The following is a 16,207-nucleotide window of genomic DNA, read 5'->3' on the forward strand; positions in this document are numbered from 1 at the left end:
CCCGGATGAGGGTATGTACCGGCGGGGTACTCCCCGGTGGCGGTTCGCGGCCGGATACTGCCACCGTGAGTGATCAACTTCTGATTCGCCGGGGTGACCGCACGGTGCCGATCACCGTCTTCGCGCGCACCTCCGCGACACCCGGCACTGCCTTCCGCGTCATCGTGCCGATCGACCTGTCCGCGGTGTTCCGGCCCTGGGGTCCGTTCCCCGGCATCGCGGGCGTCGAGGGGCAGACCGCGGCCTGGGACCGGGCCGGCGTCTCCCGGCGCCCACGCTTCACCGACGGCTCCGAGGCCGTCGAGACGCTTACCGAGTACACGGACGGCCACGGCTTCGCGTACCAGCTGACCGGGTTCACAAACGTGCTGGCCCGGCTGGCGTCAGGCGTACGCGGGGAGTGGTCGTTCCTGCCGGACGGCACCGGCACGATGATCCGCTGGACCTACGAGTTCAAGCCGCTGCCCGGCCGGCGGTGGATCATCGCCGGGCCGTTCACGCCGCTGTGGGCCCGCTACATGCAGGCCGCACTGGATAGGATGATCACAGTCGTGGAGGAGGTGCCGGACCGCTGAACCCACCCACCTTCGGCGTCCTGCTGCGCGGCTGGCGTGACCGCGCCGACTCCGGCCCCCGATCCGCTCTCCGCCGCGCCCCCGGCCTACGCCGCGGCGAACTCGCCGCGCGCGCCGGAATCTCGCTCGAATACCTGCTGCGCCTCGAGCAGGGCCGCGCCACGAACCCCTCCGCGCACGTGGTCGCGGCCCTCGCCCGGGCCCTGGCACTCACCCCCGGAGAACGCGACCGGCTCTACCGCGCGGCGGGACTGCTGCCCCCGCAGGACGCCACCGTCGGCACCCACCTGCCGCCCGGCATCCGGCGGGTGACCGCACGGCTCATCGACGTGCCGATGGGCGTCTTCAGCGCGGACTGGACGCTGCTGCACTGGAACCCGATGTGGGTGGCCCTGCACGGCGATCCGGCCGCGTTCCCGGCCGAGGCGCGCAACCTGGCGTCCGTGCTGTTCGGCTCCGTCACCGCCGGCGCGTTCCGCCTTCCGTCGTGGTCCACCGAGGGCCGCGCGGCGTTCGAGGCGGACCTCGTCGCCGACCTGAGGCAGGCGTCGGACCGCTACCCCGCGGACGCGGGCCTGGCCGCGCTGGTGGCCGGGCTGCGCCGTACCTCCGCGGTGTTCGAGGGTCTCTGGGGCCGGGTCGGCGCGTCGGCCATGGCGAGTGACGTGAAGACGTTCCGGCACCCCGCGGCCGGCGATCTCACCCTGGACTGCGACGTCCTCACCGTCCCCGGTGCCGATTTGCGCATCGTCTCCTACACCGCGGAGCCGGGCAGCCCCGACGCGGCGAAACTCCAGACGCTCGCGGACCGGCCGGCCTCACCCCGGTAACGGCTTCGGCGCACCCGGGTGTCCCCTATCTGACCGACGACGCAGCGGGCCTGGTCTGCCGCGTGCCACCCCACCGCCGACGGTAGCCGGGCGGCTACACCACGTTGACACCGGGAAATCGGTCCACGACGATACGCACGGGCCCGAGAGTGCAATGCCGTGCGGAGACCGGAACGTCGCTCGACATGGGGAGTCAGCACATGATTTTGTCCGGTACAACGCGTCTGGGCGTCGCCGCGGCCGCGGCCGTCCTCTTCCTCACCGGAACCACGGCCGGACCGGCCCAGGCAGCCGCGCCAGCCGTCGGATCCGACCTCAGCAGCAGCGGCGCGATGGCGCCGGTCCAACTGCCGGGCGACAAGACCGTCCGGACCTACACGGCCGCGGACATCAGGTCGTTCGAGCGCACCGGCGGCGACCCCGCGGTGCTCGCATACTGGACGGCCGAGCGGATGGCGGCGGCGAAGCCGCTTGACGTGCCCGGCGACGCGGTCTGGGTGGCGAACACCGCCCGCGCGGTCGCCGCGAAGACACCCGCGGTCGCCACCGCACCGGTGGCGGCGAAGCACGTGACGGGCATGGCCGCGGCCGCACCGCCGCCGGTCACGAACTGGTCGATCACCAACGGCAAGCTGTTCTTCAACGGCTACGAAAGCGGTTCCTGGTGCTCGGCGTCGGCGGTCAACACGCCGTCCGGCCGGGTGCTGATCACTGCCGGCCACTGTGTCCACAGCGGACAGGGCGGCACCTGGAAGAGCAACGTGGTCTTCGTGCCGAAGTACAACGCGTTCAACTCCGACCACGACCCGGTGGGCCGCTTCCAGGCGTACTGGCTGCGGTCCTTCAATGAGTGGATCAACAACAGCAACCGTAACCGGGACGTCGGCTGGGTCACCACGTACGCCGGCGGCGACTGGAACGACACGGTCGTCAACACGGTCGGCGGGCACGGGATGGCCTACAACGGCGGCACCGAGTTCGACGTGTCGGTCTTCGGCTACCCGAGCAACAAGGACAACGGCGACCGGATGTGGGCCTGCTGGGGCACCGCCGTCGACAGCAGCAGCTCGGACGACCGCTCGAAGATCTCCTGCGACTTCGGGCCGGGCTCCTCGGGCGGCCCGTGGCTCTGGAACTACGACAACAACAGCGGCCTCGGGTACGTCCGCTCCGTCATGTCGACCGTGGACACCGCGGGCGTCAACCGGGGGCCGTACTTCGACACCGCGGTCAACGACGGCACCAACGCCGCGAACAACGACTGGTAATCTGAGCCGATGCTGACGCGACGGCCGTCTCGACTGGTAGCCCTGCTGCTGGCCGGGGCGGTCGTCTCGCTCTCCGCCTGCGGCTCACCGTCCGCCGGGTCCGGTGACGGCACCACAGCCACCCCCGCCGGCACCGGCGCGACAGGCCCCGGCACGCTCCAGGTCCGCAGCGATCTTGTCGGCCCGCAGGTCGTACCGTGGCGGTCCTGGCGCGCCGTCGACGACCGCACCATCGAGGTCACAGTCACCGCCGGCTCGCCCGACTGCTACGGCGCCACCGCCGACCTCACCGAGACGCCGACGGCCGTGCAATTGCGCATCCACGTGGGCGTGCTCCCCGACGTCGCCGGGCAGGAGTGCCCCGCGATCGCCGAGGAGTCGGTCGTCCTGGTCCCGCTCTCCGCCCCGCTCGGCACCCGCACGGTCGAGCCCCTGCCCTGATCAGGCCAGCAGGACCGCGGCGAGCTCCCGGAACGCACCGGCGGGGAAGGCCGTGGCGTCGCCGCCGTTGAGCACCTGGATCGCGACCTCGTCGGCACCGGCCCGGAAATGCTTCTCGAGTCCGGCCGCGACCTGCTCGGGCGTACCCCAGGGGATCAGCTCGTCGACCAGGCGGTCGCTGCCGCCGCCGGCGAGGTCCTCGTCGGTCCAGCCGAAACGCCGCAGGTTGTTCGTGTAGTTCGGAAGCGAGAGGTATCCGGCCGTGTACTGCCGGGCGACGGCGCGGGCGGCGGCGGGGTCCGCCTCAAGGACCACAGCGACCTCGGGAGCGAGCAGCCGGTCCGGTCCGAGCGCCGTCCGGGCCTCGGCGGTGTGCTCGGCCGGGGTGAAGTACGGATGCGCACCTGTCGCCCGGTCCCGGGAAAGCTCAAGCATGCGCGGCCCGAGCGCGGCCAGGACACGCCGCCCGGCGGGAACCCCGGCCGCGTCGAGCCCGTCGAGGTACGCCACCATCTTCGAGTACGGCCGGCGGTAGCCGGTGCCGTCACCGTCCACCATCACCGCGTGGCTGGCCCCGAGTCCGAGCAGGAACCGGCCGGGGTGCGCCCGCTCCGCGTCCTGGGCGAACGCCGCCACCTCGGCCGGCGACGAGTGCCAGATGCTCACGATGCCCGATGCCACCCCGATGCGCGTGGTGCCGTCCAGAATCTCCCTGAAGCGTGGATGGACGTTCTCCCCGAAGCCGCCGGAGAACCAGATCCGGGAGTACCCGAGCTCCTCCAGTTCGCGTGCGGCGTCGACGGCGGCGCCGCGACTGTCACTGCCGAGGAAGAACGGTTGCCAGACGCTGACGAGTCGGTGAGCCATGACCCCATCATCTCAGGAGCGCCTGTGGTACGCCTTGTTCGCGATCCGCCACACGCCGTCGACTTTGATCAGCAGGAAGACGTCGGTGAAGGTGTCCACGCCGTGCCACAGCGTCATGGTCGCGGTGGCCGCGGTGCCGTGCACGTCGAGAGCGTCGATGCGACGCGACCGGGCGGGTTCGTCAGCGGCCGGCCGTCCGGTGAAGAGCGCGCAGTACTCGTCCAGGCGCCAGGAGACCACGGCTCCGTCCCGGATGCCCTCGATGTGGGCGGTCGGCAGGAACGCGTCCCGGAAGTGGCCGGGCTCGCCGGTGGCGTGCCCGCGCACGTAGGCGTGAAGCGGCGCGAGAACGGCGTCACCCTCGGCGGGGACCGTGGCGGCGACCGCGATGTCCGCCTCCGGGTCGGCCTCGCCGGTCAGACCGGCCGCGCTGCGCAACGGGGTCTGCGACGCGGCCGCCAGCAGCGCCATGTCCTTGTCGAGCGCGCCGATCGTGAACTCCGCGGGTGGCGTGACAGCGTCCGGCCGGTCGGTGAGGAACTGCCGTTTCCGGGCCACCAGCCCGCCGAGCTGGCCGAGGGCGAGAACGTCAAGCACCTGGTCGCGGGGCAGGCGCAAGGCGTCGGCCTGCCGCAGCGAGTCGCGCAGTGCCAGGACCGCGCCGGTGAGGCTGCTGTTGGCGACCAGCTTGAGCGCCGCGGCGGTGGCGGCGTCGTCCACCCGGTGCACGGTGCCGAGCGCGTCGAGGACCGGGCGGGCCGAGTCGAACGCGCCGTCGCAGGCGGCCGTGAGGATCTTCAGGGTGCCGCCGGTGGCGGCCGGGACCGACCCGAGCACTGGTGCGTGCACGTAGGACGGGCCCAGCCACTGTGCCAGGTGGGACGCTTCCGCCGGGGCGATGGTGCTGACGTTCAGCACCACAGTGTCCGCCCGCAGCGACTCGCGGACCTGCTCGACGACCCGCAGGCAGGCGGGGCCGTCGAACAACGCCAGGATCACCAGGTCGGCCTCTGCCACCGCGTCGTTCGGGTCGTCGGCGGGCTCGACCGCGGCTGTCGTACGCCCGGAGCGGGTCCAGCCGGTGACGGCCCATCCGTGGTCGGCGAGTCGGGTCGCGATCGCGGCGCCCATCCGGCCCAGGCCGAGGACCGCGATCGTACGTGGCGTGGTCATGACGGCAAGCCTTGTGCACCGCGACGGTTGCGACAAGCGCAGATGTCGCAGGGCGGCCATGCGGCACACGCATACCGGCTCGCCATACTTGCCGGATGGATCTGACCGCGTGGCAGACGTTCGTGACCGTGTGCCGGCTGGGGTCGCTGTCGGCGGCGGCCGTCGAACTACGTCACTCGCAGTCGGCCGTCTCCCGGCAGATCGCCGGGCTGGAGCACCGGCTCGGCGTGCCGCTGATCGAGCGGCACGCGCGCGGCGTGCACCCGACACCCGCGGGCGAGGTGTTCCGGCACCACGCCCTGGCCGCGCTCAACGAGGCCGACCGTGCCGTTCGCGCGGTCCAGGACCTGCGGGACGGGACACCAGGCCGGCCGCTTACCGTCGGCGCGACCCCCTCCCTGGCCGCCGGGATCGTGCCCGCGGCGATCCGCGGGCTGCTCGACGCCGGCCCGCTCCGCTGGAGCCTGTCCCCCGGACTGAGCCCGGACCTGCACGACCGGGTGCTCGCCGGCCGCCTGGACATCGCCGTCGTCACCGACGCGCCGCCCGGCCTGCGCGACGACCCGCGCCTCGACAGGCGGTTCCTGGGAACCGACGAGATGGTGGTCGTGCTGCCCGCGGGCCACCCGCTGGCAGGTCCCGGCCCGGTGGGCATCCGGCAGCTGGCCGGGCAGACCTGGGCCGAGGACAACGACGGATCGGCCGCGCTGCTGCGACAGCACGCCACCCGGGCCGGCGTCACAGTCCACATCGATCTCGCCGCGGCCGACCTGCCCGGGAAGATCGCCCTGGTCGCGACCGGCCACGCCGTCGCGCTCGTGCCCGGCGTGCTGCGGACCGCGCTGCGGGCCGACGTCACCACCGTGCCCCTGGTGGACCCGCCGACCCGGGGCGTCTACACGATCACCCCGCGTCGCGACCCGCACCCGTCTGCCGCGCCCCTTATCGATCGGCTCGCCGCGGCGTGGTGACACTTGTCGCGGCCGGCCCCCGCCACCCTGCTCGGTGACGAGGGCCGCACCGGAGACGTCAGGTGCGCCACCACTTCTGGTTGGTCTCGCCGTTGCATTCCCAGAGCTGGAGGCGGGCGCCGTTGGAGTCGTCCCAGTCGGCGACGTCGACGCACTTGCCGATAGCGGTGTTGACCAGGTCATGCGACTCGTTGACCTTGAATCGCTGGGCCCAGCCGCCGTTGCACTTGGCGAGCTGGATGGCGGTGCCGTTGTCGGAGGACGCCAGGGCCAGGTCGATGCAGAGGCCCTGGTGCCGGATGGTGCCGTCGCCGGGGAAGGTGAACTTCTGGTCGGCGCCGCCGGTGCACGTCCAGAGCTGCAGCTTCGTGCCGTCCTTCGCGGCCGGGGCGTCGATGCACTTGTCCGCGTATCCGTCGATCTGGTAGCTCGTGACGGTCGCGGGTGGCGGAGCGGCAGCGGTCGTCTTCGTCGCCGTCGTGGTCTTCACTGTCGCCGGCGTGCTCGTCGCGGCGGCCGGTGGCGCGGGCGGGGCGGTGGCCGTCGTGGACCGGGTCGGCGACGCGGACGGCGGCGCGGGGGCTGCCGGTGGCGGCGGTGCGGCGACGGCGCCGAGGCGCGGGTCCGTGGCGTAGTAGGCGGTGTAGGCGAGCACCCGGGAGGCGAACTCCTTAACTGCCGGCGAGTTCGGCACGCCGGCGGCCTCCTGCACGGCGGTCGGTCCCCACTGGAACGCGGCAAGCGCCACCGGGTACGGGTCGGGGGCGAGACCTGCCAGCTCGGCGGTGAGCGCGCACATGGTGCGGCCGAGCGTGGGGATCGCTGCGGACGGGTCCCACGGCGAGGCGCCGGCCTGGCCGTAGCGGGCCCAGACCGCCGGGAGGAACTGGGCGATGCCCTCGCCGCCGGACGGGCCGAGCAGGTTTGGGTTGAACGCGGACGCGGCCATCAGCTGGGCGGCGATCTTCGGCGCGGACACGGCTGGGCAGGCGGCACCCGCGGAGACGACAAGCTGCACGTACGCATCGGGCACCGGGGCCGGGGGCGTCTCCGGATCGGGCGCGGACGCGGCCTCCGACGACGACGCCTCCGGGGCGGGCGCCTCGAGGCCGGCACGGTCGGCGTACCAGGCGGCGTACGCGGCCACCTCGGTCACGTAGGCGGCAGCCTCGGCCGGGACCGCCGAGTCGCGCCGGACCGCTTCGAACCCGGAGTGGTACGAACCGAGCGCCAACTCCCACAGGCTGCCGCCGATGTCCGCATGCCGGATCTGCCCGACCAGGTCGCACATGTGGTGGGCCAGCGCGAACACGTTGGCCTCCGGATCAAGCCGCTTCGCCTCCGGCCACGGCGCCCACTGGCCCCAGGCGGCCTCGGAGAGCCCGGCCAGGCCCGATCCGCCCCGGTCGTTGATCGCGTTGACCTCGAACCGGGACGCGGCCATCAGCTGTCCGGCCAGCCGGGCCGGGGTAAGCGACGGGCAGGCGAGTGCGGCCTGCGCGATCATCGGCACCTGCCCGGCCGGGACCGCCACGCCCTGCTTGGCGGACTGCGCGGTCGCCGTGCCGGAGATCGAGCCGGTCACACCGCCGGCCACGACCAGGCCGAGCACGGCGGCGGCGGCCAGCCCTCGGCGAACGGGACGCCGGCGCAGCGCCTCCCGGACGGAAGCGATCACGATGGACACGGGGGTGCCTCCTCAGACGGACACGTCATACGCACCCCACGACGGCCGGATCGGTCGCGGAGTTCACCACCGAACCGATCAGCCGGTGGCGGCCGGGCGCGGGATCCGGGCGGAGACGACAGGCGTCCCGTCCGCGAGGGTCACGGCGAAGAAGGCCAACCGCTCCATGGGTACGTCGGCGGTCCCGGTCACGTCCCGTGGGGCGGCCCCGGCCGTCCACTCCGCGACAAGCAGGTTCTCCGGCTTCGCCGTCACGGCGTAGAGCTGGTAGTCCTCGCCCTGCTCCAGACCGGTCACGGTGGCGACGATCGTGGAGCGGTCGCCGTCGCCGACGACTGAGACGGAGAGCCGGGCGGTCACGCCGACGCCCTCGGCAGTGACGCCGGCGACCGGGTCGACGGTGACCGGCAGGCCACCGGGCCCGGACGGGCGCAGGCCCAGGAACAGGCCGACCGCGACCACACCCAGGACCGCGAGGATCCCGGCGGTGACCGCGGTGCGCCGGCGGGAGGCACGCGGCCGTCCCGGCGGGCGCCCGGTGGCGGGACGGCTCCGGTCCCTCCCCGGCGCGACCGGCGCGACCGGCGTGGGTGCGGCCTTCGGTTCCGGCGCGGCCTTCGGTTCCGGTGCGGCCTTCGGTTCCGGTGCGGGCGCCGACTTCGGTTCCGGTGATGGTGATGGTGATGGTGCCGGTGCCGGCGGCGCTGCCGGGAGCAGGAGCGGGGCCAGGGCGGGCGTCGCCTCGGCCTCCGCGGCGATCAGGTCGTCCAGGTCGCCGGCGGTGAACATCTCGGCCATCCCGGACACCAGCGGCCCGAGCCGATCGCACTCGTCCATGCACGCCGGGCAGCGGGCCAGGTGCCGCTCGAATGCGGCGTCGGCCGTCTCGTCGAGCTCGCCCAGCAGGTACGGGCCGCAGTCCCGCAGCTGAGGATGTAGATCAGTCATGGGTCCGTCGGATCCGGTCGTCGAGGCTCGGGCAGGTCGTCGCGCTCAGCACGGCCATCAGGCACCGTCCGTCGGGCCGACGATCGCGCGCAGGGCACGCAGCGCGTAATGGGCACGCGACTTCACGGTACCTTCCGGGATGCCGAGCGCCCCGGCCAGCTCCGGCGCGGAGAGCCCGCGGAAGTAGAGCGCGACAACCACAGTGCGGTGCTCCGCGCTCAGTTTCGGCAGCGCGGTCCGGATCGTGTGCGTCGCCACCACCGTCTCGGCCGCGTCACCGTCGGCGGGCATGCGTGTCAGGTCGAGCGCGCCGACCTCGGCCGGGCGGACCTGCCGGGCGCGGGCCGCGTCGATGGCGACCCGCCGGGCCACGGTGAACAGCCAGCGGCGCTGCGTCTCCCGGTCGGTGTCCAGATCGCCGATGTTCCGCCAGGCGCGGAGCATGGTCTCCTGCAACAGGTCTTCGGCGAGATGTCGCTCACCGCGCGTGAGCTTGGTGAGGAACCGCAGCAACGGGTCGGTGTGCTCCTCGTGCAGGTCACGCATCAACGCATCTCGATCAACCGGCGCGACGTCCACGCCGCCGGGTGCCGGGTCGGCCCGCTCGGGCTCGGAGCCCTCCACCACGCTTGCCACCGCATGCCTCCCCAGGTCCAGGAGAGCATACGGGAGCTGCGTGTCCGTAAAGGATGGTGAGGTGGCGCACAGTACGGCACTACCCATGGACCGCCACGTCCTCGACGCGGAGTGTGCGCAGGTCGGCGACGGTCGGGGCGGACAGCGCGCGCAACCGGCCGGCCTGTCGGGTAACCGTCTCGTCGAGCACCTGGCGTGCGTACCGTCCGTTACCGAACGTCCTGCCACGCGGCACGTGCTCGAAGTGGCGGCGCAACGCGACGAGCGTGTCGCCGGGGCAGTCGTAGCCGCCGGAGCGGGCCAGCCCCTCGAAGATCGCCACGAGCTCGTCCGGCGTGTACGAATCGAAGTGGATCCGCCGGGAGAAGCGTGAGGCCAGGCCCGCGTTCGCCGCAAGGAAGTCCTCGATCTCGGCCTCGTACCCGGCGACGATCACCACCACCTCGTCCCGGTGGTCCTCCATCAGCTTGACGAGCGTGTCGATCGCCTCGCGGCCGAAGTCGTTGCGCGCGTCCGGCGGCGCCAGCGTGTAGGCCTCGTCGATGAACAGCACGCCGCCGCGGGCCCGCTCGAACGTCTCCCGGGTGCGCTGGGCGGTGTGGCCGACGTACTCGCCGACCAGGTCCGCGCGCGCGGCCTCGACCAGCTGCCCACTCCGCAGCACGCCGAGCGCGGTGAGCAGCTTGCCGTAGAGCCGGGCGACAGTGGTCTTGCCGGTGCCGGGCGGGCCGGAGAAGACCAGATGCCGTCCGATCGACGGCACCGGCAGGCCGGCACGGACCCTGGCCCGGACCGTGGCCAGCAGGTCGATCAGCTCGCTGACCTCGCGCTTCACGCCGTCCAGGCCGATCATCGTCTGCAGTTGGCCGACCAGCTTGTCCAGCTCGGCGCCGCGCGGCTCGCCGTCCGCGGTACGGACCGCCTCGCCCAGGTCGGCGGGGAGCAGCTGGGCCAGCTCCACCCCGGACGGCGCGCCGGAGGTGGACAGCCGCAGCGCCTGCCGGCTGATCATCTCCTCGAAGACCTGCCGGGCCACCCGCGCGTTGCCGAACGAGCCGGTCCGCGGCATCTTCTCGAACAGACCGGCGAGCGCGGCCCGGGTGTCGTACTCGAGCGAGTAGTGATGGTCGCTGCACAGACGTTCCACGATGGACACCAGGTCGGCCGTGGAGTAGCTCTCGAACTCGACGGTCTTCGCGAACCGGGACTGCAGGCCGGGGTTCGCGTCCAGGAACGCCCGCATCTGCGCGGAGTAGCCGGCGACGATCACCACCACCTCGTCCCGGTGGTCCTCCATCAGCTTGACGAGTGTGTCCACCGCCTCCCGGCCGAAGTCGTGACCGGAGCCGCCCTCGACCGGCGACAGCGTGTAGGCCTCGTCGATGAACAGCACGCCGCCGATCGCCTCCGCGAACCGCTCCGTGGTCTTCACCGCAGTGCCACCGACGTGCTCCGCGACCAGATCCGCGCGGGACACCTCGACCATCTTCCCGCCGGGCAGCACACCGAGCGCGGCCAGGATCTGGCCGTAGAGCCGAGCGACAGTGGTCTTACCGGTACCGGGTGCGCCCGCGAACACCATGTGCCGCGACATTGGCGGCGCGGGCAGGCCGGCGGCGGCCCGGCGCAGCCCGATCCGCTGCAGCCCGACAAGCGTCGCCACCTCCCGTTTCACGCCCTCCAGGCCGACAAGCGCATCCAACTGCGCGAGCAACGGAGCAGAAGCATCATCAGCGGGTACGGGTGCGACGGCCCCCGGCGCGGCGGGGCGCTCGGCGTCGCCCGGGGCGGGGTCCTCCCGGGCCGCGGGCGCGCGCAGCTGGGCGCCGCCGTTGCCGCGCACGGCCGTCTCCGCGATCTTCACCGGCCGGGACGTCTCCACCTGCACGCCGTCGCCCGCGTTGTCGAGCACCTCACAACCCTCGACCCGCCCGGTCGTGCCCGCCGCGAAGTGGACGCCGGTGCCGCCCGCGCCCCGGATCCGGGACCGCTCCAGCACCAGCTCCGCGTTGCCGCGCGCGGCCACACCCGCCGCCCGGGTCCCGGTGATCTCGCAGCCGATCGCACGCAGCGTGCCGCCGGTGGCGAGCAGGCCTGTCGCGCCGTCCCGGACCGTGGTGCCGTCAAGCGTCAGCGTGCCGCCGTCGACGCACGCGCCGGCCGTGCCCGCGCCGGACAACTCGCCGCGCCGGGCGGTGACCCGGGCGTCGCCGGTCACCCGGATGCCGTGCCCGGCCGGGGCGGTCACCGTCACGTCCGCGAGGTCGGCACGGGCGGCGTCGCGGGCCAGCAGACCGGTGCGGGCACGCGTGACGGCGAGCCCGTCGATGGTGGCCACGGCCTCGTCGGCCACGATCACGCCGTCGCCGCCTCTGGCCGTACCCCCGGTGATCGAGGGTGTCGACGTGCCGGCGATCAACACGGCGACGCCGGTCTCCGCCTCGATCTCCAGGTTCGTGTAGGTGCCGGCGGCCGTGTCGTGGACGTCAAGCGCCGGGCCGGTCGCGGTGGTGAGCCTGCCGCCGCGCAGCGTGGGGACCGCCGTGCCACGGACCAGAAGCGCCGGGCCGCCGGCCGATGAGATCACGCAGTCGCGCAGTTCCGGCGTGCCGTCCGTGACCAGTACCGGCACGTCGCCGGTCCGCTCCACAGTTGTCGTCTCCAGCCGGATCGCGCCGCGGTCCTCGACCACCACGCCGGGACCGCCGGCGTCCTGGATCCGGCAGCCGGTCAGCACGCCCCGGCCGCCCCGGGTCGCCAGCACCGCCGCGCCGCGTGCGCCGGTGATCGTGCAGTCCCGCAGGTGCGGGTCGGCGCCGCCGGTCACCACCAGGCCGGTCGTGCCGAGGTCGCGCAGCGTGCTGGCCGCGACGTCGCCGGTGCCGTCCCGCTCGACGAGCAGGCCCGCGCCCTCTGGGTTGGTCACCACGCAGTCGGACATCTCCAGGCGGCCGCCGGGCACGTGCACCGCCACGATCCCATGGCCGGTGACCGTCGACTGTTCGGCCCGCAGCCGGCCGCCGGACACCTGCACGGCCGGGAGCTGCGCCGAGCCGCCGCGTACGTCGATGCCCTTCAGCGTCACGTCCCCGGCCGCGACGAACAGCGCCACACCGTCCTCGCCGTCGAGCGTGACGGTGCCCCGGCCCTCCTCCGCGATAAGCGTGACGTCGCCGCCGAGCCGCAACTGCTCGCGATAGACGCCCGGCTGCACCACCACCGTCGCGCCCCGCGGTGCGACGGCGAGCGCGGCGCCGATCGTGGGCCGGCAACCCGGCTCCGTCTGCGAGACCGCCACCATCGTGCTGATCACCACCGCGACCACTCTCCTGTCTGTGTCATGTGCGTCATCGGCGCAGTCCCCTGGTGCGCGCGGCAGCCGGACGGGCCGGACGGGGATCGTAGGAACGACCGGACGGGTCGAGGCCGGGCAAGTCGGCCGGCGCCGTCCCGGACCCGGGGGCGCGCGGGACTGCGGAGGCCTCCCGGAGGCGGTCAAGCAGACCCCCCGAATCGGCCCGGCCGCCTGACAACTCGCGCAGGAAGATCCGCTCCGGCCCGTCCCCGGCCGGGTCCACGGCAAGCACCTCGAAGTGGGTGCCCGGCGGGAAGAGCGCCGCCTCCTCCCCCGCGGCGCCGGGCGCGAGCGCGCCGAGGCGCCGGGCGCCGACCGACCAGATGACGAACTCCCGGCCGGTCTCGGGCGTCCATGCCGGAGCCGCGACCACATCCAGGAAGCCGGGCTCGACGAGCATGTCGCCGGGGTGGAACGGCGCGGGCGGCGCGGCGGGCGCGGCCCGGAACACCGGGCCGAACAGCGTCGGGAGACGACGGAGGCCGTAGGCGGCACACCGGGCCAGGACCAGCGCGTCACCGTCCGGGCCGCCGCCGCGCAGCATGCGGTTGACAGTGGCGCGGGCGGAGACGTGGTACGCGCGGACCGCGATCAGGCCGCCGGGCAGGTCGGGGGCGGTCATCGCGGCGACGCGCAGGCCGGGCTCCTCGGACAGCGTCCGGATCACCAGGCGACTGTGCAGGTCGTAGCTGCCGTTGAGGATCCGGCGCAGCGCGGCCCGGTCGTCGGGCACGAAATCGCCGGCGTCCAGCCAGACGGGCTGATCCGCGGGCGGCCTCGGCGGGGGTACCGGCTCGGCGGGGGCGGTTACCGGCGGCGGCGCGCTCCATTCCGGCAGGTGAGGCCCCGGCAGGTGAGGCCCCGGCAGGTGAGGCCCCGGCAGGTGAGGCCCCGGCAGGTGAGGCCCCGGCAGGTGAGGCGTCGGCAGGTGCACGCTCGGCTCCGGTGCGGACGCCGCGGGGTAGTCAGCTCCGGGCGCGCCGAACTCGACGGCCAGGCGGTCGCCGGCCGGCAGCACGATCGTGGTGACAGGTGAGTCGTCCTCGTCCCACGCCGTCTCGGACGCGGCATCGAGGGGCAGCGGCGTCTCGGCGAACGTGGGCGTAGGGGCGGAGGTCCCGGACGGCGTGCGCCACCGCTCGGGCGCCAGCAGCGCGAGCAGGCCGAGATCGACCGGTTCCGGAAAGAGGTCGGACAGCCGCCCAGGCTCCGCAGGCGGCATCGGCTCAGCGGCGGGCGCCGGCTCGAGGGCAAGCGCCGCGTCCACGGCAAGCGCCGCGTCCACGGCAAGCGCCGCCTCCGCAGCAAGCGCCGCCTCCGCAGCAAGCGCCGCTTCGGCAGTCGCCTCAGCGGGTGATTGTGGTTCCGTGGCGGGCATCGGCTCGGCGGACACCGTCGGCATCACGATCGGGATCGGGTCTGTGGAGGTGGCCGAGGTCGGCGAGTCCACCGGCAACGGCTCATCAGCGGCAGCCGGCAGGTCCGCGGACGGATCCGGCGCCGGTGGGAGCACGACGGGCGCCGGACTGATGGCCTCCGGCGGCGCGGGCGGGCCCGGGGTGTAGAGCGAGGGGTGCGGACGTGTGACCGTGGCGGCGCGCGTGACGTGCCGAGCGGGCCGGGCTGGAGCAGGCACGAACAAGAGCGGCGGAAAGCACTGCCCCAGCGGTACGGCGGGTTCGCCGACACCTGCGGGCGCGGACCAGCGGCGGAACGTGCCGGCGGTGTGCAGAAGCCCGGTACGGGTGCGGTAGACCGGCGCGTCCGCCACGATCACCGGCAGGCCCAGCGCCGCCGCCGTGCCGCCGAAGACGAGGTCGGCTGCCCGTCCGGTGGGCGGCGGGCCGTGCGGGACCAGCACCACCGGCCGTGAACGGCGCAGCCGGGCCGGGAACGCGCCACGGATGGCACGGCCCACGACTGCGGGCGCGGCGGGGCGGCCGAGCATCCGGAAGCCACCGGCGCCGATACCGATCTCGACCACCCAGGCGCCGGGGACCGGGGCATGGCCGATCAGGTCGGGCGTCGCGCCCTCCGGCAGCAGGGACCACCCGGCGGCGGTCTCGGCGCCCACCCGTGCCACACCGTCGTCCTCCGCGGCGGCGGCCTCCGGGAGGGCTGCGGATGCCGGGAGGGCGGCGGGTGCCGGGGTGGGGCGGTCCGGCCAGACCACGGTGCGGAGGCGGTGCGGAGGGAGGAGGGTCAGGCCGCCGGGGATCCGCACGTGCCGCCACCGGACGCCGGCGGCGGGACCGGCGCCGGGTACCGGCGTACCGTGCGGGTCGGGCGGGTGCATCCTCAGTCCTCCTGAACGCGTCTGTCGTACCGTGTGATGACGCTTTTGATCGTGGTTCTAGCGGGGTTCCGGAAGCGCGTAGAGCGCGGTGAGCGCGCGATGGAGCGCGACCGGCCCGACGGCCGGCGTGCGGTGGCCGTGCGCGCGGATCGCGGCGAGCAGGCCCGGGTCCGGGGCCAGGTGGTACTCGCGCAGGTAGAAACCGATCGCGTCGGCCCAGATCCACCCGCCGTCGGTGCGGAAGCTCATCGGGACGCCGCCGTGGCGCTCGGGCCGCACCAGGTCCGGCGCCCGCTCGGTGGTCAGCACGAGTGGCGCGCCCGAGTCCAGATAGGACAGCACCGCGGCGCGTTCGCCGTCGTCGAGCGTGGGGTGATCGGGGCCGAAGCCGGGCGCCGCGATGCCGTCGATCGCCTGCTCGCCGGGGAAGATCGGCGCGACCCGCACCGGCACGGCCGGCTCGGCCGCCCAGAGCAGCGCGGCCATCCCGAACGTCGTGCGCTGATAGGGGGGCAGCTCGTCCGGGTCGGCGAACACCTCCACCTGCGGGTGCCGCTCCCCCGCCGCCTCAAGCGCCGACTGTGCGCCGGCCGCGAGCCGCGCGGCGCCGGTGCCGCCCGCGAGCAGCAGGAAGACGCGCTTCGGCGGTGGCCAGGCGGTGATCATGCCGGGGTACCGCCAGCCACGCCAGAGCGCCACCGGCCGCCCGGACTCGGCGTCGCCGACCGCGTGCATGCCGGTCACGGCCGCGACGGCGGTGCGGTCGAGGTCGTCGGCCGCGCCCGGCCCGTCATATCCGCCGGTCAGGTCGAGGCAGTGCGGCATCCGGTCGCCGTGGTCGGCGAGCACGTCCGGGCCGACCGGCGCGGCGCCGAACGGGCTCGGTTCATCCACAGTGGCGCGTGCGATCCCGGCGACCGCGTCCGGGTCGGCGCCGCCGGTCACGAGCAGGGCGGCGTCGTCCTCGGTGACCGCGACGCGGCCGGTGAGCGCCGCGAACGTGACGGCCTGCGCCACCTCGGTGAGCAGTCCGGCGGCGAGCCAGCGGCGGGTCTCGCTGATCAGATCGTCAGGCATCCGCCCGGACAGGCGCAGAAGCATCCGGTGGTACGCCTCGGGATCGGCTGTCGCATGCACGTCCCCACGACGTTGAGCACGGT

13 protein-coding genes are annotated in these 16,207 nt (G+C 73.9%); 5 read left to right on the plus strand and 8 right to left on the minus strand.

Annotated elements, in window-relative coordinates:
* Positions 1-65: 65 nt before the first annotated feature.
* From ACIA8K_RS25690 to ACIA8K_RS25705, 4 genes are all read left to right on the plus strand, one after another.
* Positions 66-575, plus strand: coding sequence for an SRPBCC family protein (locus ACIA8K_RS25690; protein WP_396063475.1), 510 nt, complete (start codon positions 66-68; stop codon positions 573-575).
* 23 nt (positions 576-598) lie between these two features.
* On the plus strand, positions 599-1,405 hold the full coding sequence (locus ACIA8K_RS25695) for a helix-turn-helix domain-containing protein (RefSeq protein WP_396063541.1): 807 nt from the start codon (positions 599-601) through the stop codon (positions 1,403-1,405).
* Between the two features lie 200 nt (positions 1,406-1,605).
* A complete protein-coding gene (locus ACIA8K_RS25700) occupies positions 1,606-2,673 on the plus strand; it encodes a trypsin-like serine peptidase (RefSeq protein ID WP_396063477.1) in 1,068 nt (355 codons plus the stop codon).
* A gap of 9 nt (positions 2,674-2,682) precedes the next feature.
* Positions 2,683-3,114: a hypothetical protein gene (locus tag ACIA8K_RS25705; protein ID WP_396063479.1), complete on the plus strand. Its 432-nt coding sequence runs from the start codon at positions 2,683-2,685 to the stop codon at positions 3,112-3,114.
* Here ACIA8K_RS25705 and ACIA8K_RS25710 read toward each other — a convergent pair whose 3' ends face one another.
* Both ACIA8K_RS25710 and ACIA8K_RS25715 read right to left on the minus strand, forming a co-directional pair.
* Positions 3,115-3,981: a TIGR03620 family F420-dependent LLM class oxidoreductase gene (locus ACIA8K_RS25710; protein WP_396063481.1), complete on the minus strand. Its 867-nt coding sequence runs from the start codon at positions 3,979-3,981 to the stop codon at positions 3,115-3,117.
* Positions 3,982-3,993: 12 nt separating this feature from the next.
* Positions 3,994-5,154 (minus strand): nuclear transport factor 2 family protein, encoded by a 1,161-nt coding sequence (locus tag ACIA8K_RS25715; RefSeq protein WP_396063483.1) that lies wholly within the window; start codon positions 5,152-5,154, stop codon positions 3,994-3,996.
* A 95-nt stretch (positions 5,155-5,249) separates the two neighbouring features.
* Here ACIA8K_RS25715 and ACIA8K_RS25720 point away from each other — a divergent pair, with 95 nt between their 5' ends.
* Complete coding sequence (locus tag ACIA8K_RS25720; protein WP_396063485.1) at positions 5,250-6,125, plus strand: LysR family transcriptional regulator; 876 nt, start codon at positions 5,250-5,252, stop codon at positions 6,123-6,125.
* 58 nt (positions 6,126-6,183) lie between these two features.
* On the opposite strand, the gene ACIA8K_RS25725 is transcribed toward ACIA8K_RS25720, so the two are convergent.
* The 6 genes from ACIA8K_RS25725 to ACIA8K_RS25750 form a co-directional block, all read right to left on the minus strand.
* Positions 6,184-7,812 (minus strand): ricin-type beta-trefoil lectin domain protein, encoded by a 1,629-nt coding sequence (locus tag ACIA8K_RS25725; protein ID WP_396063487.1) that lies wholly within the window; start codon positions 7,810-7,812, stop codon positions 6,184-6,186.
* Between the two features lie 78 nt (positions 7,813-7,890).
* A complete protein-coding gene (locus ACIA8K_RS25730) occupies positions 7,891-8,760 on the minus strand; it encodes a zf-HC2 domain-containing protein (RefSeq protein WP_396063489.1) in 870 nt (289 codons plus the stop codon).
* A 57-nt stretch (positions 8,761-8,817) separates the two neighbouring features.
* Positions 8,818-9,396, minus strand: a complete 579-nt coding sequence (locus tag ACIA8K_RS25735) for a sigma-70 family RNA polymerase sigma factor (protein ID WP_396063491.1) — start codon at positions 9,394-9,396, stop codon at positions 8,818-8,820.
* Positions 9,397-9,475: 79 nt separating this feature from the next.
* Positions 9,476-12,712: an AAA family ATPase gene (locus ACIA8K_RS25740; protein WP_396063493.1), complete on the minus strand. Its 3,237-nt coding sequence runs from the start codon at positions 12,710-12,712 to the stop codon at positions 9,476-9,478.
* 31 nt (positions 12,713-12,743) lie between these two features.
* Positions 12,744-15,047, minus strand: a complete 2,304-nt coding sequence (locus tag ACIA8K_RS25745) for a hypothetical protein (protein WP_396063495.1) — start codon at positions 15,045-15,047, stop codon at positions 12,744-12,746.
* A gap of 57 nt (positions 15,048-15,104) precedes the next feature.
* Positions 15,105-16,184, minus strand: coding sequence for a hypothetical protein (locus ACIA8K_RS25750; protein ID WP_396063497.1), 1,080 nt, complete (start codon positions 16,182-16,184; stop codon positions 15,105-15,107).
* Between the last annotated feature and the right edge of the window lie 23 nt (positions 16,185-16,207).

The sequence above is a fragment of the Catenuloplanes sp. NPDC051500 genome (assembly GCF_044454585.1).
GTDB lineage: Bacteria > Actinomycetota > Actinomycetes > Mycobacteriales > Micromonosporaceae > Catenuloplanes.

Coding starts and splice junctions, on each gene's coding strand:
- ACIA8K_RS25720 (WP_396063485.1), top strand. CDS start 5,250: ATGGATCTGACCGCGTGGCAGACGTTCGTGACCGTGTGCCGGCTGGGG.
- ACIA8K_RS25710 (WP_396063481.1), bottom strand. CDS start 3,981: ATGGCTCACCGACTCGTCAGCGTCTGGCAACCGTTCTTCCTCGGCAGT.
- ACIA8K_RS25700 (WP_396063477.1), top strand. CDS start 1,606: ATGATTTTGTCCGGTACAACGCGTCTGGGCGTCGCCGCGGCCGCGGCC.
- ACIA8K_RS25715 (WP_396063483.1), bottom strand. CDS start 5,154: ATGACCACGCCACGTACGATCGCGGTCCTCGGCCTGGGCCGGATGGGC.
- ACIA8K_RS25730 (WP_396063489.1), bottom strand. CDS start 8,760: ATGACTGATCTACATCCTCAGCTGCGGGACTGCGGCCCGTACCTGCTG.
- ACIA8K_RS25745 (WP_396063495.1), bottom strand. CDS start 15,047: ATGCACCCGCCCGACCCGCACGGTACGCCGGTACCCGGCGCCGGTCCC.
- ACIA8K_RS25705 (WP_396063479.1), top strand. CDS start 2,683: ATGCTGACGCGACGGCCGTCTCGACTGGTAGCCCTGCTGCTGGCCGGG.